Origin of the sequence: Kitasatospora sp. NPDC127067, assembly GCF_042724755.1 — a bacterium.
GTDB lineage: Bacteria > Actinomycetota > Actinomycetes > Streptomycetales > Streptomycetaceae > Kitasatospora > Kitasatospora lactacystinica.
Map to the genome: position 1 here is coordinate 39,701 of NZ_JBHXEM010000025.1, position 23,060 is coordinate 62,760.

Below are 23,060 nucleotides of genomic sequence, written 5' to 3' on the forward strand. Positions count from 1 at the left end.
CCACCCCGCCGCGAATCATCGGAAGAACCCACGAACGGGTGATCCGCCGGTGGGCCAGCGAGCTTCAGATCACCACCGCAGACGGCCTACGGCACGTTTCCGGCGTATTCCGGCTGGCCTCCAAGGAGGCCGCCCCATGATCCCGGGCCCGCACCGGACGAAGGGCGGCGCCCCGCAGCTCGGCGCCGAGGAACCCGGGATCCCCGGGCCGTTCGGAACCCGGCCCGACCAGGACGACCCGGAGGCGGAAGAGATCGAGGCTGACACTGGGCTGTGGTGCTGACCTGCCCGGTCAGTGGGGGGTCTTCAATGGAGTTGTGAAGCCTTCGCCTGGTGGGTTGTTTGCCTCGACAGTGCCGTACTACGCGAGGTTCCGGCCCGCGTACGATCCCCGCCTGTTCGCCCTGCTCAGCCGGCGTTTCTCTCTGGACGGCTCCCAGCGTGTGCTGGACCTGGGGGCGGGCAGCGGGGCTCTCACGCTGCCGCTGGCTCCCCTCCTGCGCGAGGTGATCGCCGTCGATCCGGAGCCTGCCATGCTCACCGAGGGCCGCCGGCTCGCCACCCGGGCGGGGGTGACCGGAATCGACTGGCGACTCGGAAGCTCCGACACACTGCTCGCGATGGACGTGGGACCGGTGCTGCTAACGGTGATGGGAGCCTCGTTCCACTGGACGGACCGGGAACGGCTGCTACGCGACCTGGACACCCTGATCGAGCCCGGAGGTGCGGTGGTGCTGGCGACCTGCGGCGCCCAGCACGACGACCTCGAACCGCCGCACTGGCTGCCCGTGGTCGAGGAGGTTCGCCGTCGCCATCTGGACCCGGAACGCCTGCGGGAATCCCGGCCGGCCGGGTACCCCGACGTGCGTCACCAGGAGGTCCTGCTCCGCTCGCCGTTCTCCCGGATCGAGGAGGTCCACTGGGACCGGACGGTCAGCCGCAGCGTGGACGAGATCGTTGGTCTTCAGCTCTCCTACAGCTTCACCAGCCCGGCCGCACTCGGCCCCGACCGGGCGGCCTTCGAGGATGACCTCCGCCAGGCCCTGAACACCTTCGCTCCCAACGGCGGACCACTTGACGAGCGTGTCCGCACAGAGGCTGTCATCGCCGCCCGTCCTATGGCCTCAGACTGATCCATCCAGCTCAGATCCTCATCAGCAGCGCGGAGGCGACGTTCAACAGGTCCTCGTCGCTGTAGTCCTGCATCCGCCAGCCGAGATCGCCCACCCGCTCGACCAGCAGCCGCAGGCCGCCCGCGGCGGCCATGGCCTGGCGGGCGAGGGCGGCGAGCTCCGCGTTCCGGTCCCCGGCCATACCCCAGCCTGCTCCCGCTCCCGCTGGCACGCCCCCGGAAATCAAGATCATTCCTTAGCGCTAACCGCTGTACCGCTGCTACTCACGACCGTGCCCTACCGGCGCATCGCCCCCTACAGCGCCGCCGCCGCCGGACTGTGGGCCGCCGCCGAAGCCGGCGCCGGATACGCCGCCGCGACCTCCCTCCAGCGCCTTCTCACCCTCGGCGGGCCCGTCCTCGCCGCCGTCGCACTCGCGGTCATCGCGGGCGTGGTCCTGTGGCTGAGGAAGCGCAGGTAGCCGCCCGGTCCCAGCCCGAATGGTGCCGTCCTGCCCGGGACGCCCGGCACGGCATCACTCTGCGGCCCTGATGTCGGTCGGCCAACCGAGGCCGGCAGCGGGGCGGACCGTCAAGAAGCCTCAGCCTGGTCCTGTGGGTCGAACTTGGTGAAGTCGACGTCCAGGTGCTGCTCGTACGCCTCCGGAGCCAGGTAAAGCTCGTGGGTGGAGTACTCGCCGAACCGCCGACACCCTCGGGGCCGACGGGCCGAAGCGTCTGGAACTCCTGCACCAGGTGGACAACTCCGCCTCGTGCCGGGTTGCGCAGAAGAGCCGGTACGAGTTCGACAGCGTCCTGCCCGCGGCGCCGCCGTCCTTCCCTCTCGACGGCCATCTGGACATACGGTGCTGGGATGCCTGGGATCCACTTCAGGCGCGTTCCGCTGTCACTCCCGGCTTCCGATTGCGGCCACACCGAAGGTGAGCGCGCCCGTCAGTAGCGCACAGGCGAGTGCGAAGGCCGCCCACTGTCCGATGGATTCGACCTGGTCGCCGAGCCCGAGCAGCTGCCAGGCGGTGTCCCGCAGCGCCAACGAGACCGGCAGTGTCAACGCGCCTGCGGTGGTCGCAGTCCGGGCGGCCCGTCGCGTCCCCGATGCGGGAGGGGACGCGGCGAACCGCAGGACGCTGTTGCAGATCATCACGAAGGCGAAGGTTCCGCCCGCGAAGACCGCGGCCTCCACGGTGAAGAGCAGTACCCCGGGCCAGCCCTCGCCGGAGGCCAGTCCCGTGGCGACCAGCAGGCCGGCGGTGAGGGCGGCCGCGGCGGCGAGCGGGGCGAAGCGCCGACGCACGAAGCCGAGCACCGTGCCGCGGCCGATCAGCGCGGCGAGTGCGCGCCCCGCGCGGGAGCGGGGGCCGGCGAGCAGGTTCGCGAGGGGCGCGAGGTCGTCCAGCCAGTCCCCGCCCGCACCGTCGGCCGCGTCGTCGGCCCCGCGCACCGGTTTCGGCAGCCGTCGGATCGCCCGGAGGTGCAGCAGCAGGCTCCCGGCCGTCATCCCGGTGAGCGGCAGCAGGGACGCGATCAGCCAGGGGGTGCCACCGTCCCAGGAAGCGCGGTCCGCCCGCGCGGCCACCGCCGCCCAGTCGGTGGCGAGCGTGGCGGCGACGAGCAGCGTGCAGACCAGCGCGGCCCGAAGTACCTGCTCGACCCGGTAGCGCGGAAGCGGCCGGTCGCGCCGGCACAGCAGCACCCGGACCGCACCGAGCGCGCTGAGCAGGGGGACGAAGAACATGGTGAAGGTCACCACCGCGTCGTACGGATCGCCCTGCCAGGGGCTGCCCGCCCGCACCGAGCGGACCTGCGTCGTCAGGTAGGCGAACAGGGTGAAGGCGGCGGCGCCGGCGGCGGATGCCGACAGCGCCGCGGCCGCGGTGGGCCGAGCGGGGTGTCCGACGTCCAGCTGATCGATCGTCACGTCGTTGCGCATGACGGCGATAGTACACATCGCGTAGTACGTGGCGCGTAGTTCGTGGCACGTAGTATGGTGCTCCGTCAGATCGGAAGGAACGACACATGCAAGCCAACGACGCCCAGACGCTGGTGCTCTGCGCGCTGGCCGACGGGCCGATGCACGGATACGCCATCAACACGGCGATCGAGGAGCTGACCGGGGAGCGGCTGGGCCCCGGCAGCCTGTACGGGGCGCTGGCCAGGCTGGAGACGAAGCGGCTGATCGAGCCGCTCGACGGGCAGGGCCGCCAGCGCCCGGTCCAGCTGACGCCCCTCGGCCGCGAGATCCTGGAACGAGAACTGCGCGCCATGGCCCGCGTTGCGAACGCGGGACTGCGGCGCCTGGGGGTGAACCCGGCGTGAGCATCGTCGCCCGGAGCCTGGTCAGGCTCTACCCGGACGCCTTCCGCGAGCGCTGGGGCTCGATGGTGGAGGACGAGGCCCGCGGCGCGGGCTGGAAGTCGTGGCCCAACCTGGTCGCGGGCATCGTGGACATGTGGCTGCACCCCGCCCACTGGCCCGCCGACTCCCCGGCGCAGCGCCAGCGGCGGGTGGCCACCATGGGGATCACGGTCGCCCTCGCCGCCTGGTTCCTGAGCCATTTGGCCGCCGAACAAGCCGGCCCCCTGCCCGCCGACGGCGTGCGGAACGGAGTCATGCACGGCTGCACCACCCTGCTGCTGCTCGGCATCGCCCTCGTCGCACCCCGGCCCCGGCCCACGCCGAGCGCCGCGATCACACTGCTGGGGTGGGCGCTCCGCCGTCTCGCCGTACCGACGCTCCTCGGCACCACCGTGGTCGTCCTGGTGCACGGCGGCGTGGACGCGGACGCCTCGCCGCCCACCCTGCGCACCGCCGTGCTCGCCGCCTGGTGGATCTCCCTCGGCCTCGGCGCGATCCAGATCCCCCGCATCTTCACCGGCGTCGGCGCGGACGCCGTCGTGCCACCCGGCACCGGCCGCCTCCGGGTAGGCGTACGGACCCTCGCCGGTGCCAGCGCCACCGGCGGCGCGACCATCCTCGGACTCTCCATCGCCGCTGACGGATTCCACCCGCTCGGCGCCGGCATCGGCGTGGGCCTGCTCCTGCTGACGGCGGTGTGCGCGGGCACCCTGAGCGACCTGCGCGACCTGCCATCGGCGTCGTAAGCCGCACGACGCCCCCTGATTTGGGTCCGCCTGAACCGGCGGGCCGCTCCCATCCCACTTGGACGGTGCTCATGCCCGACCTGCTCCGCTCCCTCTACACCCGCCGCCTGCGCCGCGAGGTCATGGCGGGCCCACTGCCCCGACACGTCGGGCTGATCATGGACGGCAACCGCCGCTGGGCCCGACAGATGGGCATGGCCAACCCGAGCCTCGGCCACAAGGTGGGCGCCGAACACGTCGAGGAGGTGCTCTCCTGGTGCGAGGCCCTGGGGATCAAGCACATCACCGTCTTCGTCTGCTCGACCGAGAACCTCCAACGCCGCGGCGACGCCGAAGTCACCTACCTGATGCGGCTGATCGAGCAGGTGGTCGCCGACCGCCTCACCCGCCCGGACGCCCGCTGGCAGGTCCACCTCGCCGGAATGACCGACGCCCTGCCCGACAGCACCGCCCGCGCCCTCAAGGAGGCGGTCGAGGCCACCCGAACCTGCACCACCGGCGCCCACGTCACTCTGGCCGTCGGCTACGGCGGCCGCCAGGAGGTCATCGACGCCATGCGCGACCTGATGTACGCGCGGGCCGAAGCCGGCGCGTCACTGACCGAGGTTGCTGACACCCTGACCGTCGACGACATCGCCCCGCACCTGTACACCGCCGGCCAGCCCGATCCCGACCTGGTCATCCGCACCAGCGGAGAGCAACGGCTCTCCAACTTCCTGCTCTGGCAGAGCGCCTACTCGGAGCTGTACTTCTGCGAGGCCTACTGGCCCGCGTTCCGCGAGGTCGACTTCCTGCGCGCCGTCCGCAGCTTCGCCGCAAGGCAGCGGCGCTACGGCAGCTGAACCGACCCGGAGACCCTCCGACAACTCGTCACATCCACCCCGGAGGGACGATGGCCGACCTCTCCGGCAATACCGACGCAGGTCAACGACGTCATGCGACCTGATTCCGCCGGGGCCGTGGGGTGAGCGCGGACGGGCCCGGGGCTCGCGGATTGCGGTCGCTCACCCCGCTCCGGCGCATGCCTCCGCCTCTGCCAGGTACCGCGCCACCGGGCCCAGGGTCAGCATTCCGCTGGCGGCGCCGGCGTGTTCTGCACAGGCATCACGCAGGGCAGCCGCAGCGTGCGCGGCGATTCCCCGCTCGCCGAGGCGCACGGCGGCGTGGGCGGTCAGGCACCACATGGCCTCCTGCATGTGGTCACGCGGTGGCTCGGGCACCGCAGCGAGGGCGGTACGAGCCTGCTCGCCCCGGTCCTGGGCGAGCAGCACGAGGGGTCGCGTCCAGGGCCTGTACGGGCCCCAGTCGAGGTGCGGGTCGGTGGGCGCGGGCCGGCTGTGCAGCAGGCGCAGTCCCAGTAGGGCGAGCGGGAACAGGCCGCAGTGCAGCCCCGGCATTCCGGCCGTCCGGAGGGCGTCCTCGGCGGCGCGGTAGTGCGCTGCTGCCGTGGCGGCGGTCGGTCCGCCGGGTTCGGCGCTGCGGGCGGCCGTGGCCCGGGCCCTGAACCACCCGGTGAGGACGGGGACGAGGGGCGCCTCGGTGGTGGCGGCGAGCTGGTCGGCCGCGTTGGCGTGCGCGGTCGCGGCGTCGAGGTCGCCGAGGGCCGAGGCGGATTGCAGGCGGACGAGTCGGCCGAGCACGGCGAAGTTCGGCAGCTCGTGCCGGGTGGCCAAGTCGAGGATCTCGGCGCCGGTCCTGTCCCGTGCGGCCGCGAGCCCGGGGCTGCTGAAGGACTGCAGGAACACCCCGTTGAGGGCGAAGGCCAGCAGGGCGGGATCGGACAGGTGCCGTGCCAGCTCCTCGGCCTGACGCGCCGCCTGCTGCGCGTGCTTGAGCTCGGTCCCGGACAGATCGGCGCTGCGGCTCTCGACGGCGACCGTGGCCAGGAGGCGGGCGCGCAGGTCGGCGGGGCCGTCTGGGCCCAGCCCTGTGAGCGTGCGCTCGGCAGCCGCGACGACGGCGCGGGACTGCTCGGGGTCGTCGGCCCGGCTCCAGATGGCGGGCACGTCGTAGGCGCCGATGATCCGGGCGGTCAGGGAGAGGTCTCCCGTGCGTTCCGCCGCCTGGATGGCGGCGAGGCGGTCGCGCCGCGAGCGCACGAGGGCGTCGCCACCCGCCAGTGCGAGGGTGCGGGCCAGATCCACGGTGGTGCGCGGGCCGAGCCGGACACCAGGGCCGGTCCACGCCGTACGTGTTCCTTCGGGGGACGCGGACCCGTTGAGGATGTCCGTCTCCAGGCGCTGAAGGTCGCCACCGGGGTCGAGTCCGAGTTGGTCAACGAGCATCGCGCGGGCACGGCGGAGGGTGGCCAGCGCGTCGGCCCGGCGGCCCGCGCGGTACAGCGCGCGGGCAAGCAGCTCCCAGGCCGGCTCGCGCCACGGGTGTTCGGCGACATGGGCACCCAGTTCGGCGACGAGATCGGCCCCTTCCCCGGAGTCGAGGAGGATCCGGGCGCGCAGTTCCACCCCCTCCAACCTCAATTCCTCCAGCCGGTTCCGCTCGCGCTGCGCCCATGCGGAGCCGGTCACATCGGCGTAGGCGGGTCCTCGCCAGGCCGCGAGTGCCGCGCCGAGGTCGATCACCGCGGCGGGGTTGCGGCGGGCTCGGGTCAGGGTGTCCTGGAACCGATGGACGTCCACGTCCTCGCGCGGCAGGCGCAGCGCGTAGCCGGGACCTTCGGTGACGATGATGCGCGGCGGATTGCGGGGCGGTCGGTCGGGTTCGAGGGCGCGGCGCAGCGCGGCGACGAAGGTACGCAAAGCGCCGACGGCGCGGGCAGGCGGATCGGTCCACAGGTCATTGACAAGGGTGTCGGTGGTGACCATCCGTCCCTCGGCGGCGACGAGCCGGGCGAGTACCTCACGATGGCGGGGTCCGCCCAGGTCAACCGGGCTGCCGTCGTCGTGGAGGGCCCGCACCACACCGAGCACGTCGATTCGCATGCCCTCATCCTCCGTGCCAGGGGTCGGCTGCGCCCAACCGCACTGATCGGTTGCTGATCGCCGTCGCCCAAGCTGATGATCCGGTCAAGTCCCCGACCCGAAAGGGTGGTCCTTCATGACGCTCACCATTCCCGGCTTCGATCACGTCCGCCTGCCCGGTGCGGACGGTGTGGAGCTGGCTGCAGCTGTCGGCGGCAGCGGAAGCCCGGTCGTGCTGTTGCACGGTTTTCCCCAGACCCACCTGATGTGGCGACACGTCGCCGCGCGGCTCGCCGACGAGCACACGGTGATCTGTCCTGACCTGCGGGGCTACGGCGCCAGCGACAAGCCGGCGGCCACCGACGCCGATGTGTACGCCAAGCGCACCATGGCCGCCGACGTCGTGTCCCTGGCGGCGGCGCTCGGCCACGAGCGCTTTGCCCTCGTCGGCCACGACCGAGGCGCCCTGGTCGCCTTCCGGGCGGGGTTGGACCACCCTGAGACCATCACGCACCTGGGCATCCTCGACGTCGTGCCGACGCTCGACATGTGGAACGTCCTGCATGGCGTCTCGGCGGCGGTCGGCTACCACCTCTTCCTGATGGCGCAGCCGCCGGGCCTGCCGGAGACGATGATCGCAGGCAGCGCGGACGTGTTCTTCGGCTCGTTCCTCGACGCCTGGGCCAACGACCCGACCACCATGCCCGAGGACGTACGTGCCGAATACCTGCGCGCGAGCGCCGCGGCAGTGACGTCGATCGTCGCGGACTACCGGGCCTCGGCGGACATCGACGTCACGCACGACCAAGCGGACCTGGACGCCGGGTCGCAGCTGGCCATGCCCGTGACAGTCGTCCAGCAGGACTGGGGCGCGCGGCTCGGCTACGACGCTGCCGGGGTGTGGAAGGCGTGGGCGCCGGACCTGGACCACCGGCTGACCCGCGCCGGGCACTTCATGGCCGAAGAGGCACCCGACGAGATCGCGGCTGCGATCCGGGACCTGCTGGCCCGCTGAGCCCCCTGCTCTCGACTCGTCGGCTGGGCCACGGTCGGTCGGCGAACGCCAGGTTTTCGGCGATCAGCCTTCTTTTCTTGCACTGGGTACCCAGCCGGTGCCGCCCGCCCTACCCGGGGTGCAACGAACGGCCCAACGTCTTTGGGTGCGCCGGCGGTCAGTCCTCTTCCTCGTCGTCCTCAGCCGCGGGGTCGCGGAAGGGGCGCAGGCCCTGGCCGGGGCCGCTGGCCGTGATGTTGAACAGGTAGCGGCCCAGGAAGTTGATGTGCCGGTCCTTGAGCGGGGAGAGGCGGGCGGCGTCCTCGTCCTTGATGTCGTGGCCCTCGGCGCGGAGCCGGGCCACGGCGGCATCCAGGTAGCGGGTGTTCCACAGCACCACCGCATTGAGGACCGGACCCAGGGCGGCCAGCTGGTCCTCCTGGCCCTCGCGGTACGCCTGGCGGATCTGGCCGCGGCCGCCGTGGCAGATCGCGCGGGCGAGCCGGTGGCGTGACTCCTGGACGGTGAGCTGCCGGTTCATCAGCCGCCGGTAGGTGTCGTCCACCGGGTCGACCAGGGCGAGCAGGTGCATGGTCTTGTCGATCCGCCCGTACTCGGCGAACGCGGCCCCCAGCGGGGTCGGGTGGCCCTCGCGGCCGAACATCCGCAGCAGGTCGTAGGCGCGGACCTGGTTGGTGATGAGCGCCCCGGCCACGCGGAGCATGTCCGGCCAGTGTCTGGCGATCTTCTTCAGGTTGACCTTGTTGCAGGCCAAGTCGTCCAGCGGCCCGTACCCGGCGGCCGGCTCACCGCCGTTGTCGGGCAGGTCGGCCCGCCAGAACCGCTGGTCGGCAAGGTCGCGGAAGCGCGGAGCGAAGCGGAAGCCGAGCATCTTGTACAGGGCGAACGCCATGTCCGAGTACGAGGCGTTGTCGGTCGCGACCATCTCCGGCCTCACCCCGCCGTCGAGGTTCAGCAGGGTGTCCAGCGTGTACAGGCTGTCGCGCGGCGTGCCGCGCACCACCATCGCGCCGATCCCCGCCACCTGGTCGTGAACTGCATTGAGCCAGGTCACGCCCCGTTTGTAGCCGTAATACTTGGGCGAGGGACCGGTGTTGATGCTCTTGACCGGGACGACGAAGCGCAGCCCGTCGACGGAGGCGAGCAGCCCGCCGCCCCACATCTGGGCCAACTCGATACGGGACTGGGCAGTGATGAGCGCGGCGTTCGCCGCGGCGATGGTGTCGGCGCGCACGTAGTTCTGGTCGACGTGGGACAGGCGCGAGCGGCTCAGCGCCTTGTTCTCCGTGTCGATGACCGGGGTCAGGCCGATGTTGCAGCTCTGGGATACCAGCAGCGCGACCGGGGAGACGAGCAGGCCCTCCATGCGGGTGCGCCGCTCGGAGACGTGGCCGAAGGCGTCGAGGAACCCGGTCCAGGAATGGACCTCGAACAGCAGGTCCGGCAGCTCGATCCGGGGGAGCATCGCCTCCGTGATGTTCTTCAGCCAGGTCAGCGACTCCGGCTCACCCACCGCACCCAGCTTGTCCACCGACAACTTGGCCCTGCCGCCGCCCTCGGGGACGACGACCTCCACCTTCGCGTCGTCACCGGCCTCTTGAAGCCGGTCGGCCATCTGCCGCCACGCGGCATCCAGACCCCGGACCAGCTGGTCCAGGTGCTCGGCGGCATCTTCGGACAGGGACAGGCCCGCCAGCACGTCCGCCTTCATCGCCTCCCACCGCGGCCCGTCCAACAGCCTCGCGCGCGGCTCCGCCCACCGGTTCGACGGCGAGGCGAACACGTCCCGCCGGTTCAGCGCGCGATGCAGCTGCTCCAGCACGCACACCACGTACGCGTCACGGTCAACCGCGCCCTGCGGGAGCTTCGAGTTGGAGAACACCGCCCGCTTCCACATCGCCGGCACGAGTTCGGCGTCGACCTCGCGGGGCAGCAGCGGCCGGTCCTTGACCCGCCGCCGCGACAGCGCGGGCAGCCGGCGCACCGCGGTGAGCACCCGCCGCCCGGCCGGGGCCGCGCCGAGCGCGTCCGACTCACCCAGCAGAGACAGGAACGACCGGACGGTGTTGTAGCGCAGGGCCAGCTTCTCCCGCATGGCCGCCTCGGCCGACCCGTCGTCCTCCGGCACCAGGGCCTCCACGGTCGCCACCGCCCCCGCGACCGCCGTACGCGGCACGGCCTCCTCGACCGCCGCCCACAACGCGCCGACGTCCAGGTCCGTATCGATGATCACCACCGTCACCACCCGGGAACCCGCCGTCCAGGAACCGGGACCGGCCGGCGCCGCCCGCGCCCTGCGCGCAGCACTGCCCGGCCAGAACGCCCTCAGCCCCGCCGAACAGCAACTCCTGACGGAATGGCTACGACGACTGTCCGCATAGCCGCCCGGTCACCGGGCCGGGAGGCCGCAGCGGCGACGCCCGTCATCCTCCGGTTCGCCCGGGCATGTGCCGAGGGCGGCGGACCGGGACCGCTGGTGGCAGCCCAGGAACCGGCGCCACGCGGTGCGGGCCGAGCCGGCCATCGCCGCGGACAGACCGGTGGGCGTGGCGCTCGGCAGCCGCCGGCCGCTGAAGGTGACGATCGCACTCGCGCTGACGAACGCCGGGAAGCCCCCGGGAGGGCATCACCCGGTACGCACTAGGATCTCCGAGCCGGTATCAAGGGGGGCAGCGTGGCCATCGCCATAGTCGACGCCGTCAGGCTCGCGAAGGAGAACCGCCGGAGGTACGAACGTCTGCTGGAGTGCAAGGAGGAGCTCGATCAGCGGGCCGCGGCCGAGAACGCCGCCCAGCAGAAGGCACGGCAGGCGCTCTACGACGAGGCCCTGGTCCCCTTCTGCGAGGCGTTCCGGCGTCTCGAGCGCGTCGATCCGGTCGAGCCGGCCTCGATCGAGATGCCGAACGTCGGCGACGTGGTTGGCATCGAGCTTCGACGGCTGCGCGAACGTGCCGTGGCGGCCGCGGCCGGCACGCTGGCGGGCAGCGCGCTCGTCGGGTCCGGTGCAGGGCTGGGCGCCTATCTCGCGGTGGGAGCTTTCGCCTCCGCCTCGACCGGCACGGCGATCTCGGGATTGTCCGGGGCGGCGGCCAGCAGTGCCACGCTCGCGTGGTTCGGCGGCGGGTCTCTGGCCGCGGGCGGTGGCGGGATGGCAGCCGGGACGACGGTGCTGTCCCTGATCGTCGCGGCTCCGGCCGTCCTCTCGCTGGCCGCCATCGGGGAGTGGCAGAGCCGCAGACTCAGGCGCGGCGAACAGGAGAAGGCACAGGCCCTGGAACGGGCCGAGACGGATATGAGCGAGGTGGAGGACGCCGCGTCCGCGGTCTACGAGCGCAGCAGGGACACCCGGCGCGTCCTGCGGGACCTCCGGTTCATGATCGTGGAACGGCTGCCGTCGTTCACCGCGCTGGTCGAAGCGTGTGACGACGTCGCCCGCTACGATTCCCGCCGGCACACGGAGGTGGCGACGATGGTGGATCTCGCCGGCCTCGCCGTCTTGGTCATGAGTTGCCCGATCACTGACGCGGACGGACGGATGACCGAGGAATCGGGACGGGTCGTCGCCGACGCCCGGGCCCGACTGCAGGCGATGGACACCAGGTCATGAGGTCCGTACCGGGCTGCTCCGTACCGGGCTCGTCCGGGCGCTCTGCGACCCCCTTGGCGCCGACCACGCCGCCTGGGCCGTTGCAGACACGGCCGTCGAGACACTGCGGACGCAGGAGACAGTGCGGGACGGCCGGCGGATCTCCCGGCAGCAAGGTCACCGAGTTCTCCTCGCGGGGACGTGATCAATAGGGTGTCTCAAGCCGCGGTGGTGGGCCGCGCGCACATTCGAACGCTCGGCGGAGCCTCTGCCCGAGTTCTCCGAGAGGCGCTGCTGATGCACCCGAGTGTTGCCCGACTGGCTGGGATTCTGCCGCAGCACCCCGGAGCCGGCGATCCCATCGACTGGGAGGAGGCGGCCCAAAGGTGGGGCACTCCGTTTCCGGCGGACTACCGCGACTTCGTCTCCGTCTACGGTGGTGGGTCGATCAATTGCTCGCTCTCCATAGGACTGCCGCTGGAGGTCGCCCGGGGTTCTCGCGGCCCCCTGCTCTTCGAGGAGTTGATCGAGTGCGGGTACGAGCTGCTCGATCTGGATCCCGCCGACGGCCCAGCCCTGGAGGGGAAGATCTCGTGGGCCGTGGATTGCAGCGCCAGCCAGGCGTTCTGGGACACCACGGATCCGGATCCCGACAGGTGGACCACCCTCGTACTCACCCGCGATGGTGACTGGGTCGAGTACGACTGCGGCATGGTCGATTTCCTCGTCGGGTTCCTGACCGGCGAGATCAGTCCTCAACCCATGGGCATGTTCTCCCCCGACCAGCCGGTCTTCCTGAACTGGCAGGAGGAACGACGCCTCGAGGAGGAGGGCATCGACCCCTGGCCCCACCTCTGACTGTCCGAGAGCCAGGGGTCTGGTCCAAGCTCTACGGTGTGCCACCTTCCTGCGACCGTTGATCTCTGCTCTTCCTGTCGGCTCCGGAGACCAGGGTGGTGTCGGTGTCAGCGGTCACGTAATTCCCCACGACCTTCATGATCAGCGTCACGTAATTCCCCACCTTCGTCGTCACTTTCCCCATGGGGACGGCGGTCGCGGACGGGCCGCCGGTACGTCCACTGGTACGCGGGCCGCTCGAAGAGCCGGCTTGCTGCCTCTCCCGAGGTGGATCGCAAGACGATCAGGAAGTACCTGACGCGGGGCGGAGGCGGCCGGGATCACCCCGGGTGGGCCGCCGATGAGCGAGGCGGACTTCTGATGCTTCGGACTTTTCGCAGCCGACATCCTCTGCGCGAAGTCGGGATCGTGGTTACGTTGATGGGGTCTGCTGTCAATCCGTCAGAGGTGGGCGATGAAACCGAAGGTCCTGGTCAACGAGGTGAAGGGGGAGGGACCGCCGGTCGTCCTGGTACCTGGCGGACTCACCGGATGGGTGTCGTGGGCACCCCTCGCCGATGCCCTGTCGGCGAGGCGGAGGACCGTCAGGGTGCAGCCGATCCACAACGAGCTCGGCTCGGCCGGCGAGCGCGGGGAGGCCGGGTACACCGCGGCGATCGAGCGTGAATCGCTGCTCATGACTGTGGACGCCCTTGGGGTCGAAACGGCGGACTTCACGGGATGGTCCGGCGGCGGACGAGCCCTCATCGAGTTCGCCTTGGCCAATCCGGAACGGGTGAGGACGCTGACGCTCGTGGAGCCTGCGGCGTACTGGATCCTCGACGGTCTCGGCGAGTCCGACCCCGAGGTCGCCCGATTGAACCAGTTCCTGCATGCGCTGGCCGGACAGGACGTGAGCGAGGATGACCTGGCCGAGTTCCTCGAACTCGCCGGACTCGCGCCGTCAAAGGACCAGGCCCGCGACCACCCTGCCTGGCCGCGCTGGATCCCGCACCGGATGGCCCTGTCCTGGAGCTCGGAGCAGGCCGACCGGCCCGACCGCGACGTCGCCGAACTCGCCGACATCCGATGCCCTGTCCTCCTGGTCCACGGCTCCGCGACCACCGACTGGCTCAAGCGGATCGTTGCCGTCCTCGACGAACGGCTGCCCGATACCCGGGTTCTCGAACTGACCGGCGACCACGCCTGCCACCTCGAGAACCCGGACGCATTCCTCGCTGCGTTGGAGCGACATCTGACTCGGTGAGCCGAGGTCGAACGCCGCACAGAGCCAAAGAAGACGACAAATGGTTGGCACGCGGCCCCGACCACTCAGTGGAAGTCAGGACGGGGCTGCCCGCAGCCTTCATGGGCGACACATTCAACCCGCCGACACAGCCGGCAGACCGAACGAATACGCTCGGCGCTGGCCGAGGTCGACAGGTGAGTCGTCAGCCGCCGCCAGGGAGCGGCCAAGAGCCCGGTCCTAGCCTGGAGACGTGATGACAACCTCGTCGATCCTCGGACAGTTCGATCTCTGCGCGGACAAGGGAGAGTTCCCTGATCTCGACAACGGCTACTACTACCCGGTCGATGCGCGGATCCACTTGCTCGGCGACAGCACGCGCTGGGCCGTGGTCGCCGAACTGCTGGGTTACAGCCCGCGCGGCGGCAACCTCATCGACGTCATGCACTGCTTCGGCAACTGCCTGACGCGCGGCGAGCCCGGGTTCGGCGACTTCCTGGCACGGGTGGACAACATGGAGGAGATCGATCCCGCCGGCACCGAGGTCTACGCGGGAGGAGTCCCGGTGGTCGTCCGCGGCACCGCGCTGACGGTCGACGCCGACGCCGACACCCCTTTGCAGGACGTGTTCCGCCTGATCGCGCCGGCGAACAGGACGCTCCTGCTGGCCGACGAGACGGAGCTGCGGGCCGGCATTCCCTCCGACCTGCCGGAGCTGATGCGACTTGACGAGTGGAACCAACCGGAGGACTCCTGGGACGTCATGCCCAGCGGTCACGAGACGTTCCGGATGATCGCCGAGGTCTTGGACTCCGGGGACCCGACCCGGTACCGACCGACGCTCCCGGCGAACACCCACTGGTCCCACTGGCCGGACGCCGGAACTTTGTAGATCGTCTACCCGACCGCTGCCGACACAACCGTGCTTCCGGCCCTGCGTTCCTGCGAAAGCCTGTCACGGTTGCGCAGGGCCACCGACCGCCCGCTTCTACGGACGAACTCAGACCTCCCGACCGCAGACTCCTACCAGTACTGGACCCCCTCGGGCGGAGGTGCACCGTCCACCCCCTCGGAGAGCGTCGTTCTGGCGGGCTGGCAGGAATCGCCGCCCGATCGGGACCTGCTTCGAGTCTGCGGCCCTGCCCCTCGATGGGGCTGCGCTACTTTCCGGGCCTGCCGAGCTGGTGGATGCGCCAGCCCGCCGCGCGCCAGGGCTCGGGGTCGAGGGTGGTGCGGCAGTCGACCAGGAGGGGGTCGGCGGGCAGATCCAGCAGTGCACCGGGGTCCGCCCGCCGGTACTCGGACCACTCGGTCGCCAGGACCACCAGCTCGGCGCCGGCCAGTGCGGCGGGCAGGTCCGCCGTGAAGTCGAGTTCGGGGTTGCGGACCATCGCGTTGGCGACGGCCTGCGGGTCGTGCACGGTGACCACGGCGCCGGCCCGGTACAGGGCGAGGGCCAGGGCCAGGGCGGGGGACTCCCGGACGTCGGAGGTGCCGGGCTTGAACGCCGCACCCAGCACGGTGACCCGGGCGTCCCGGAGCGGCCGGTCGCCGAGGGCGTCGGCGACGAGGTCCATCGCGACGCCGATGCGGGACTCGTTGATCCTCTCGGCGGCGAGCAGCAGGTCGACGGCGCCGCCAGCACCGAGCTGCCGGGCCGAGGCGGTGAACGCGCGGACGTCCTTGGGCAGGCAGCCGCCGCCGTAGCCGATGCCCGGCCGCATGCCGCCCGCGCCGATCCGCGGGTCGACGCCGAGGATCTCCACGATCCGGGCGATGTCGGCGCCGGCAGCCTCGCACATGTCCGCGACCGCGTTGATGTAGGAGATCTTGAGGCCGAGGAAGGTGTTGGCGGCGCCCTTGGCGAGTTCGGCGGTCGCCGGGTCGCAGACGAACAACGGGACACCGGCGTCCAGGATGCCTGCGTACACCTCGCGGATCGCCTTCTCGCCCTCGGCGCCGGTGACCCCGGCAATGATGCGGTCCGGGCGCAGCGTGTCCTCCACGGCATGGCCCTCGCGCAGGAACTCGGGGTTCCACACCACCTCGACGCCGGTACCCGCCGGGGCCAGGCGCTGGACGAGAGCGGTGACCTCGGCAGTGGTGCCGACGGTGACCGTCGACTTCCCGACGATGGTGCAGGGCTCGGTGAGGTGGAGGGCGAGCCGGCGGACGGCGCCGAAGACCTGGCCCGTGTCGTAGGAGCGGCCGTCGGCGTCGATGGGAGTACCGACGCCGATGAAGTGCAGCTCGGCGAACGCGGCCGCCTCCGCGATGTCGGCGGTGAACCGCAGACGGCCGCTGCCGACGTGCCGGGCCAGCAACTCGGGCAGACCTGGCTCGAAGATCGGGCACTCGCCGACGTTGAGTCGCTCGACCTTTTCGCGGTCGACGTCCACGCCGACGACCTCGTGGCCGAGCTCGGCCATCGCCGCCGCGTGCGGAATGCCGAGGTGGCCACAGCCGATCACGGAGACACGCATGAAGGGTCCTTGTCTGAGCAAGAGGCGCACCGTCACTCGGTGTACCCGTGACGCTACCGGGTGTCGGGTGGGTCGGAGGAGCGGACGTGGGGTCAACTGCTCAGAACTGGACGGACGCCACGCACTCGGCATGGCTCGTCGGAGCCATCCCCGCACTCTGCGGGGCCGACTCACCCTGCTCGTGCTGCCACAGGGTCTGCGGGGAGCTATCCCCGCGCATGCGGGGGCGACTCGCGCTGGAGCGCGGCGTGGGCGGCGTGGGCGGCGTGGGCGGCGTGGGCGGCGACCGCGGAGCTATCCCCGCGCGTGCGGGACCGACACTTCCTGACCTGCCACGATCCGTCTCAGGGTACGCCAATTCATTCAGTTCGAATCCAGGCCCCGCTGGCTACACAGGGCCGACACTTCCCTTCCCGTTCCAGGGCCACCGGCCCCGCAGGTCGTTGGCGTCAATGAGTACGCGCCGCACAAAGATCGCGCCCACGGGACGGTTCTGGTCGACATCGGGATTCGCTGACCCGGCTTCCGATACGGTGGCGGGAACGAGAGAAGACGCTCCATGGATCCCCGCATTCCACGCCTGCACCGCAAGCTGGCCGCGATCCCGTTCCAACCGGTGCGCAGCCACTCCTTCGGGGAAGAGCAGCACAAGTTCCGCCTCGGTCCGAAGCTGGCGGAAGCACGCGTCGCTGCGTTCGAGGCCGAGCACGACCTCATCGTGCCTGATGCCTACCGGCAGTTCCTCACCCACATCGGTGGCTCCGGGGCGGCACCGTTCTACGGTCTCATGCCGCTGGAGCGGTGCTCCCTGCTGGTCATGGATCCGCGCGGAGAACCGGGAGCACCGCGGGGCTTCGGAAGCCCGGAACCCGGGGCGCACGCACGCGACCTCTTCCTCCACATCATCGAGATGGGCTGCACCGACGTATGCGTCATCGCGGTGACCGGTCCTCTCGTGGGCCGCGTCCTCATCGGCAACAGTGACGGCTACTGGGGTCCCAACGTCTCCTCCGCCACCGACTTCCTCGACTGGTACGAACGCTGGCTCGACCACATGAGCGCCGGACTCGACAACCGGGCCCTGGAGCTCACCTCGCCTCGGCTTCGTGTCCATCCGAACCGCCATCGCCTGGCGCCGAAGATCTGACTTCCCGTAAGAGCGACACGGAAGTCCGAGTCAGGCCAGGACTCGTGGACAGGGCCGACCCGGGCCGTGGTCAGGACCACGGATCGTTCCGGGCTTCGCTGTCAGCCGTGCCAGGGCTTCGCATGGTGCGCAGGAAGCAGTGGTGGCCGCTGTCCCCGGAGGTCGCAACCGCGTTCATCTGCGGCAGCCGGCGCCATCAACCTCGCTGTCTCATGCCAAGCCCGTACATGCGGCCGGGTAGTACTCGGCGGACGGACGGACGAGCGGACGGGAACGGCATGCGGCGAGGAGGTCCTGCGTGCGGTCGGAGCCGGTCGGCGCGTAGGCGGCGGCGCGCGCTGCGGGGCGGAGAAGGGCGGGGGAGCGCAGCGAACTGCAGACGGACCGGCTCGGCCCCGCCCCAGCCGAATCCGACGCCCGCCTCCTGGTGGCCCACCGCTCCCCCCGTGAAAGGCTTGCCGGTATGCACGAAGCACCGGAGGACCGCGCCGTACGGAGCTTTCTGTCAGCGATCCGCGTCGGCGACCTGTGCGGTGGGGTCGTATCGGAGACCACCCGTTCCGGGGTGGCGGTGACGTTGGACGGGTTCCCGGCGAGACCGCTGGGGTTCGTCGGCTCGTTGGACCTGCCCTGGGGGCGGCCTCGGACCGAGGGCGTGGAGGTCGGTCGGCGGATCACCGCTGAGGTCATCGCCGTCGACCGGCCCGCGGGCGGGGTGCGGCTGTCGATGGCAGCCACCGGGCACCCGGAGCTGTGGGCCTTTCTGAAGCTGCTCGCCCCCGGCGAGATCCTGGCCGGAACGGTCGCGTCGATCGAGTCGTTCGGCGTGTTCGTGGCGCTGGACGACGGGCCCGCCCATCCGGTCTTCCCGGGGGTCGGATTCATCACGTTCCCCGAACTGTCCTGGTGTCGCTTCGAAACGGCCTCGGACATCGTTCGGGTCGGTGAGCGCGTCTCGTGCGAATTCCTCCAGTTCGACACCACGAACGGGGAGGCCAGGCTGTCCTTGCGGGCTACGCGGCCGGACCCTTTCCAGGACTTCGCCGACGGCGTCGTGTCGGGCCGGAGACTGCGCGGAAGGGTCACCGGGCTGGTTCCGTTCGGCGCTTTCGTCCAGGTGGCCGACGGGGTCGAGGGGCTGATCCACCTCAAGGACCTCGCACGGACACCCGTGCGGACACCGCAGGAGGTCGTAGGAGTCGGTGACGAAGTCCTGGTCGTCGTCACCGACATCGACCGAGGACGCCGAAAGCTGACGCTGTCGCGGCGGGAGTTCCCCTCCCGCCGATCGTGATCGTCCCGGGCGCGGCGGTGCACTCGGTGCCGAGCCGGACGGCGAACCCGACCGGGCGAGCCTCGTTCTCCCACGGGCCCGGGGCGCAGGCGAGGACGTCCTCGCTGCCGCGCCCGCGTCGGGGGTGGGGACAGGAAAGCGTGCGCTCGTTCGTACCGCCTCGGATAGCGTGGTGCACCGCCCTGCTGGGAAAGGGCCGCAGCGGAACGGGGGAGGCACCGGTGGAGATGGACGAGGCGGCGCGGGCCGCGTGGTGGGAGAGCCTGCCTGCGGGGATCCGTGACGAGATCGACGGGTACGTCCTCCAGGACTCCCTGTTCCGCGCGCTGCGGACCGTTCTCGATGTCGGCCGTGTCCCCTCCGGCATCGGCATCGGCATCGCCCAGGACGTCGTCAACGACCGCTACACCCACCACGGCGACCGGATCGCCCGGAGCCCGGACAGCCCCCTCGACCTGGAGTCCCTGGCGCTTCGTGCTGCCGGCTGCCCCGGCCGCGTCGTGGCGATCGAGGCGGTCCGGGACGGCGACACCGTCCACGACTGGTTCACGGTCCTGCTGGCGATCACCGAGGACCCCGCGCAGGAGCATCCGTTGGCCACCATCCCCTCCACCACGGCGAGGCGCTACCCGGACGGCGGGGAGGAGGCCGGCGGTGGACAGCTCGCATGCGCCGCGGCCGCCGAACGCGCGGGCCGGGCCCTGGCCGGGCACCTGTCGGTGCCCTTCCACTTCGCCGGCCCTGACACCCCGGACGACGAGGCTCCCCGCCGGCGGGACTGAGCCGTACGGCACGTGGACCAGCTTGTGGTCGGACCCGACATGTCACCGGCCGACGACCGGGAGGCCCGGCACCCATGACGGCTGCCGGGCCTCCCGGTCTCTTCTGCCGATCGACGTGCCGCCCGCGCAGTGCCCCTGGTGTGCACTTCACCCCCGGGCACCGGGGAGCCGGATCCTCGGACTGTCACCTGCCGTAGGAGTCGGCTCTGAAATGACCTGCGAGCATCCTGTCGCTGCTCCCCCGATGCCGCCGCTCCAGTGGATGCACAAGTTCTTCGCGTAGAGGCAGACCGGCCCCGCGTACGAGGAGAAGCAGCCGGCGCCTCAGACTCCGCTGTGGGCGCTGGTGGTTGCGGTGGCCGTCCCGGGCGCCAGGGTCACGGGGGGCAAACCCCACGGTGGGCGCGCCGGCCAGCGTGCCGATCCTTCCGAGCGCGCCGGTCATCGGGTGTCCTCCTTTCTCGTCAGGTGAAGAGGCCGTCGGACTGGGCGCCCCTCCCGGGCGGCAGGGCTATCCGCAGTGGGTGTGCCAGCGGCTGACTTCCTGGTCGTGGATCACACCGCCCCAGTCGATGCAGGTGCCGCGGCCGTCCACGGAGACGGGGCCGGCGTACGAGGTGTAGTAGCCGGAGTCGATGTCCTGGATGCCGTCGTCCCGCCCGATCCAGGCATTCATCGAGAGGGCGGCGCCCGGGTGGCTACGCACGACGACCAGGCAGTTGCGGCCCGACTCCGCGCTCCAGGTCAGGTAGGCCGTTCCGAGGTTCCCGACCGGCGCGGAGTCGATGGGTTTGTATCCGTTCCCGCAGAGTCCGGACGCGTCAGCGTGGGCGGCGGGAGTGGCGAGGGCGAGCAGTCCCATCGTCATGGCTCCCGCGATGACGGCGGGAACGGACCTTCTGAGGCCCCGGAGCCGTCCGGGACCGTCGCGAGGGCCGACCCCACCGCAATGGAGTGCTTCGACGATCATGATCGTTCCTCCTTCTCCTCGCTACCCGCAGTGCGACCTGTACTGGTACGCCCCGGTGGGTGCGTCGTCCACGTAGCCGCCCCAGTTGATGCAGGTGGCCCGCCCGTTCGCGTACACCGGACCCGCGTAGTGGTGGTAGAGGTTCTTGTCCTCCTCCTCGAAGCCGTCTGCGGTCCGCTGGATCCAGGCCGTCATGTAGTAGAGCTCGACGGGTCCGTCGTTCGCCCCGTACTTCTGTGTGACGACACAGTTGTAGCCGTTGGATTTGTTCCAGGTCAGAAAGGTGCGCCCGTATCCGCTGATGTCGAGCGAATCGACCTCGCTGTATCCGGCGCCGCACGATCCGTTGTAGGTCCCGTTCACCGGAGTTGCTGCGGCCGCTTGCGGAAAAGCGAAGAGGCCCACGAGCGCCAACGACAGGGCGATTCCTGCGCGAAGGCGGAACGACTGGATTTTCCTCACTTGGACTCCCTGTGCGACTGACCGAGTGGGTGGGGTGGATGATCCGGGTCGGAATTCCCGGGAATGCGGGGGATCGGAGAGCGCCGCGACGGCGGGATCAACCGCAGTGCCCGGCGTTCTGCCAGTACTTCCCGTAGAGGTACGAGCCACCCCAGTCCACGCAGCTTCCCTCGGCGTAGACGAAGACCGGGCCGGCGTAAGCGGTGTAGTTACCGCTGTCGGAATGACGGGAGGCGTAGTCGCCGGTCCGCTGAATCCACGCGTCCATGGATCGGGCGGACCCGGGGTATTCGGCCACCGTCACGACGCAGTTGAACCCGCTGTCCGAATAGGTCAGGAAGATGTTGGCGCCCGACTCCAGTCGCAGGCTGTCGATGACCCGGTATCCGCTGCCGCAGGCGCCGTTGTATCCGGCGGCCGCCTGATCCGTTCCGAGGCGCGAGGGGACCTCGGCCGCGGTTGCCGTTGCAGGCGATGCCATCAGCAGCACTCCGCTTGCGATCAGCGATGCTGCGGCTGCCTTGAAGTTGCCCTTCATTTCTCTCCCTCAGGTTTGATCTCCGTGTGGCGGTTCATTTCATCGGCGAGAATTCGCCCGGACTGATTTCGGAGTGCGCTGGGCCGGGCAGTGGAAATGGCAGGGGCACGGGTGGGGCGTGACTGACGGTCACGCCCCACCCGGGTGGTCGCGCCGAACCCGCTTCGGACCATCCCGGCGGAAGGGTCGGAGCCATGCGAATGCCCGCGCTGCGGGTTTCGGGCTCCGCCGATGTGTCAGCTGCGGGCCCTGCCGAAGACGGGGATCCGCGCTACCACGGCAGCTCCCCGGATCCCCGAACGGGCAGAGGGGCCTCAGTGCCAGCCGGTGCAGATGGGCTGGTCCCAGTTATCGATGCAGGCTCGCGCTTGGACCGAACCGTTGACCATGTTGCCGAAGCTGGTGGAGCCGGTCGCGATCCACCCGTGGATGTTTCCGTTCGTGTTCTGCACCCAGAAGTTCTGCCCGATCGAGGTGCCGGAGATTCGGGCCCAGTTCGCCCTGCACGAAGAGCTGTAGCGGAGTTCGATCGTGCCCAACGTCGAGGCCACCGATTCCACCGTATAGGCGTCCGGGCTGCAGCCCATGTCCACCGGGTCCTGTCCGTTGCAGGAGGACCCGTAGCAGCCGGCGGTGACTCGGGGCGTGGCGGCGGATGCGGTCGGAGCGGCGAGCCCGCCCAGCGCCGTCGCGGCCACCGCGAGACCGACCAGGACCCTGACCAGACGATTCGTACGCTTCACTCGGATTTCCTTCCCTGTAAGAAGGGGATCGGCAGAAGTTGCGTGTGTCGGCGTGCGCCCGGCGAGGCAAGGGATGGCAGGACCGCGGGTGGGGTGCTGACCGTGGGCCACACCCACCCGGGCGTCAGCTGCCGACCCCGCCGAGGACGGGGAGCTGCGCTACCACCGCAGCTCCCCGGATGCCCGAACGGGCGAAGGAGCCTCAGTGCCATCCGGTACAGGCGCCGCCGCTAGCGATGCAGGCACGCGCCTTGCCTGAGCCATCGACCATGTCGCCGTATCCGGTGGAGCCGATCGCGTGCCACCACACGACCAGGCTTTCGTTGTACACGTAGAACTCCTGCCCGTTCGAGGCGCCGGAGATCCGGGCCCAGTTCGCCTTGCACGAAGGGCTGTAGCGAAGTTCGATCGTGCCCTTCGCCGAATCCACCGATTCCACCGTGTAGGCGTCCGGGCTGCAGCCCATGTCCACCGGGTCCAGTCCGTTGCAGGAGGACCCGTAGCAGCCGGCGGTGACCCGGGGCGTGGCGGCGAATGCGGTCGGAGCGGCGAGAACGACGGTGCCGCCGATGAGTGCCGCGCTCGACGCGAACGCGACCATCGCGGTACGGATCTTGACGAGAGACATCGCTGTCTCCTTTCGGTGTGGGGAGCGGAGGGGACTGTGCGGCATTCCGAGAGCCGCAGGGTCTCGGATGCCGTTGCGCTTCACCGGTGCGGCGGAACACGGCCCGTACGGGCGGTGGTGTCCCCGGGGCGTGGTCGTGCCGGCGTCAGGGCCGGCCGTTGCTGTGCTTTGGCCC

24 protein-coding genes and 2 pseudogenes are annotated in these 23,060 nt (G+C 70.6%); 16 read left to right on the top strand and 10 right to left on the bottom strand.

The genetic code is table 11. From position 1 onward, the window contains the following. Window positions 1-136: 136 nt before the first annotated feature. Both ACFWJ4_RS13775 and ACFWJ4_RS13780 read left to right on the top strand, forming a co-directional pair. Window positions 137-283: a hypothetical protein gene (locus tag ACFWJ4_RS13775; protein WP_380543070.1), complete on the top strand. Its 147-nt coding sequence runs from the start codon at window positions 137-139 to the stop codon at window positions 281-283. A 55-nt stretch (window positions 284-338) separates the two neighbouring features. After that, window positions 339-1,133 (top strand): class I SAM-dependent methyltransferase, encoded by a 795-nt coding sequence (locus tag ACFWJ4_RS13780; RefSeq protein WP_380543073.1) that lies wholly within the window; start codon window positions 339-341, stop codon window positions 1,131-1,133. Window positions 1,134-1,143: 10 nt separating this feature from the next. On the opposite strand, the gene ACFWJ4_RS13785 is transcribed toward ACFWJ4_RS13780, so the two are convergent. Then, window positions 1,144-1,314, bottom strand: coding sequence for a hypothetical protein (locus ACFWJ4_RS13785; RefSeq protein WP_380543076.1), 171 nt, complete (start codon window positions 1,312-1,314; stop codon window positions 1,144-1,146). 90 nt (window positions 1,315-1,404) lie between these two features. Here ACFWJ4_RS13785 and ACFWJ4_RS13790 point away from each other — a divergent pair, with 90 nt between their 5' ends. After that, window positions 1,405-1,593: a hypothetical protein gene (locus ACFWJ4_RS13790; protein WP_380543079.1), complete on the top strand. Its 189-nt coding sequence runs from the start codon at window positions 1,405-1,407 to the stop codon at window positions 1,591-1,593. A gap of 226 nt (window positions 1,594-1,819) precedes the next feature. Further along, window positions 1,820-2,056 (top strand): annotated as a pseudogene (locus ACFWJ4_RS13795) (hypothetical protein); the annotation flags it as partial. Here ACFWJ4_RS13795 and ACFWJ4_RS13800 read toward each other — a convergent pair. Then, on the bottom strand, window positions 2,019-3,062 hold the full coding sequence (locus ACFWJ4_RS13800) for a hypothetical protein (protein ID WP_380543082.1): 1,044 nt from the start codon (window positions 3,060-3,062) through the stop codon (window positions 2,019-2,021). The pseudogene ACFWJ4_RS13795 and the gene ACFWJ4_RS13800 overlap by 38 nt on opposite strands. Window positions 3,063-3,148: 86 nt before the next feature. Between ACFWJ4_RS13800 and ACFWJ4_RS13805 the strand changes: the two genes are divergently transcribed. From ACFWJ4_RS13805 to uppS, 3 genes are all read left to right on the top strand, one after another. Beyond that, a complete protein-coding gene (locus tag ACFWJ4_RS13805; RefSeq protein WP_359902429.1) occupies window positions 3,149-3,448 on the top strand; it encodes a helix-turn-helix transcriptional regulator in 300 nt (99 codons plus the stop codon). Further along, entirely contained in the window at window positions 3,445-4,233 is a 789-nt protein-coding gene (locus tag ACFWJ4_RS13810; protein ID WP_380543085.1) for a hypothetical protein, read from the top strand. The genes ACFWJ4_RS13805 and ACFWJ4_RS13810 overlap by 4 nt, the downstream gene beginning before the upstream one ends. A gap of 65 nt (window positions 4,234-4,298) precedes the next feature. After that, window positions 4,299-5,075 (top strand): polyprenyl diphosphate synthase, encoded by a 777-nt coding sequence (uppS, locus tag ACFWJ4_RS13815; RefSeq protein WP_380543088.1) that lies wholly within the window; start codon window positions 4,299-4,301, stop codon window positions 5,073-5,075. 162 nt (window positions 5,076-5,237) lie between these two features. Here uppS and ACFWJ4_RS13820 read toward each other — a convergent pair whose 3' ends face one another. Further along, complete coding sequence (locus ACFWJ4_RS13820; protein WP_380543091.1) at window positions 5,238-7,175, bottom strand: BTAD domain-containing putative transcriptional regulator; 1,938 nt, start codon at window positions 7,173-7,175, stop codon at window positions 5,238-5,240. Window positions 7,176-7,290: 115 nt separating this feature from the next. On the opposite strand from ACFWJ4_RS13820, the gene ACFWJ4_RS13825 reads away from it, so the two are divergent. Further along, complete coding sequence (locus ACFWJ4_RS13825) at window positions 7,291-8,169, top strand: alpha/beta fold hydrolase (protein WP_380543094.1); 879 nt, start codon at window positions 7,291-7,293, stop codon at window positions 8,167-8,169. A gap of 157 nt (window positions 8,170-8,326) precedes the next feature. Here the strand turns inward: ACFWJ4_RS13825 and ACFWJ4_RS13830 are convergent. Continuing rightward, window positions 8,327-10,387 (bottom strand): annotated as a pseudogene (locus ACFWJ4_RS13830) (Tn3 family transposase); the annotation flags it as partial. A gap of 7 nt (window positions 10,388-10,394) precedes the next feature. On the opposite strand from ACFWJ4_RS13830, the gene ACFWJ4_RS13835 reads away from it, so the two are divergent. From ACFWJ4_RS13835 to ACFWJ4_RS13855, 5 genes are all read left to right on the top strand, one after another. Then, window positions 10,395-10,550 carry a hypothetical protein gene (locus ACFWJ4_RS13835; protein ID WP_380543097.1) on the top strand — a complete coding sequence of 52 codons (156 nt, stop codon included), beginning with the start codon at window positions 10,395-10,397 and terminating at the stop codon, window positions 10,548-10,550. Between the two features lie 293 nt (window positions 10,551-10,843). Beyond that, window positions 10,844-11,776 (top strand): hypothetical protein, encoded by a 933-nt coding sequence (locus ACFWJ4_RS13840; RefSeq protein WP_380543100.1) that lies wholly within the window; start codon window positions 10,844-10,846, stop codon window positions 11,774-11,776. A 180-nt stretch (window positions 11,777-11,956) separates the two neighbouring features. Next, window positions 11,957-12,613, top strand: coding sequence for an SMI1/KNR4 family protein (locus ACFWJ4_RS13845; protein ID WP_380543103.1), 657 nt, complete (start codon window positions 11,957-11,959; stop codon window positions 12,611-12,613). Between the two features lie 454 nt (window positions 12,614-13,067). After that, window positions 13,068-13,859 (top strand): alpha/beta fold hydrolase, encoded by a 792-nt coding sequence (locus ACFWJ4_RS13850; protein ID WP_380543106.1) that lies wholly within the window; start codon window positions 13,068-13,070, stop codon window positions 13,857-13,859. Window positions 13,860-14,094: 235 nt separating this feature from the next. Further along, a complete protein-coding gene (locus ACFWJ4_RS13855; RefSeq protein ID WP_380543193.1) occupies window positions 14,095-14,730 on the top strand; it encodes a DUF7003 family protein in 636 nt (211 codons plus the stop codon). Window positions 14,731-14,998: 268 nt separating this feature from the next. Here the strand turns inward: ACFWJ4_RS13855 and ACFWJ4_RS13860 are convergent, their stop codons facing one another. Continuing rightward, the gene (locus tag ACFWJ4_RS13860) at window positions 14,999-16,321 is read right to left on the bottom strand and encodes a UDP-glucose dehydrogenase family protein (protein WP_380543109.1); all 1,323 of its coding nucleotides are present in this window, start codon (window positions 16,319-16,321) and stop codon (window positions 14,999-15,001) included. A 559-nt stretch (window positions 16,322-16,880) separates the two neighbouring features. On the opposite strand from ACFWJ4_RS13860, the gene ACFWJ4_RS13865 reads away from it, so the two are divergent. The 3 genes from ACFWJ4_RS13865 to ACFWJ4_RS13875 all read left to right on the top strand — a co-directional run bounded on the left by ACFWJ4_RS13865 (window position 16,881) and on the right by ACFWJ4_RS13875 (window position 19,544). After that, the gene (locus ACFWJ4_RS13865) at window positions 16,881-17,468 is read left to right on the top strand and encodes an SMI1/KNR4 family protein (RefSeq protein ID WP_380543112.1); all 588 of its coding nucleotides are present in this window, start codon (window positions 16,881-16,883) and stop codon (window positions 17,466-17,468) included. A gap of 427 nt (window positions 17,469-17,895) precedes the next feature. Beyond that, window positions 17,896-18,762 carry a S1 RNA-binding domain-containing protein gene (locus ACFWJ4_RS13870; protein ID WP_380543115.1) on the top strand — a complete coding sequence of 289 codons (867 nt, stop codon included), beginning with the start codon at window positions 17,896-17,898 and terminating at the stop codon, window positions 18,760-18,762. Between the two features lie 227 nt (window positions 18,763-18,989). Continuing rightward, complete coding sequence (locus ACFWJ4_RS13875) at window positions 18,990-19,544, top strand: hypothetical protein (RefSeq protein ID WP_380543196.1); 555 nt, start codon at window positions 18,990-18,992, stop codon at window positions 19,542-19,544. A 511-nt stretch (window positions 19,545-20,055) separates the two neighbouring features. On the opposite strand, the gene ACFWJ4_RS13880 is transcribed toward ACFWJ4_RS13875, so the two are convergent. The 5 genes from ACFWJ4_RS13880 to ACFWJ4_RS13900 form a co-directional block, all read right to left on the bottom strand. Continuing rightward, window positions 20,056-20,412: a spore-associated protein A gene (locus ACFWJ4_RS13880; RefSeq protein WP_380543118.1), complete on the bottom strand. Its 357-nt coding sequence runs from the start codon at window positions 20,410-20,412 to the stop codon at window positions 20,056-20,058. Between the two features lie 123 nt (window positions 20,413-20,535). Next, on the bottom strand, window positions 20,536-20,877 hold the full coding sequence (locus ACFWJ4_RS13885) for a spore-associated protein A (protein WP_359902461.1): 342 nt from the start codon (window positions 20,875-20,877) through the stop codon (window positions 20,536-20,538). A 196-nt stretch (window positions 20,878-21,073) separates the two neighbouring features. Then, complete coding sequence (locus ACFWJ4_RS13890; protein WP_380543121.1) at window positions 21,074-21,514, bottom strand: spore-associated protein A; 441 nt, start codon at window positions 21,512-21,514, stop codon at window positions 21,074-21,076. A gap of 314 nt (window positions 21,515-21,828) precedes the next feature. After that, window positions 21,829-22,257, bottom strand: a complete 429-nt coding sequence (locus tag ACFWJ4_RS13895) for a DUF2690 domain-containing protein (RefSeq protein ID WP_380543124.1) — start codon at window positions 22,255-22,257, stop codon at window positions 21,829-21,831. A gap of 202 nt (window positions 22,258-22,459) precedes the next feature. Continuing rightward, window positions 22,460-22,885, bottom strand: coding sequence for a DUF2690 domain-containing protein (locus ACFWJ4_RS13900; RefSeq protein WP_380543127.1), 426 nt, complete (start codon window positions 22,883-22,885; stop codon window positions 22,460-22,462). Between the last annotated feature and the right edge of the window lie 175 nt (window positions 22,886-23,060).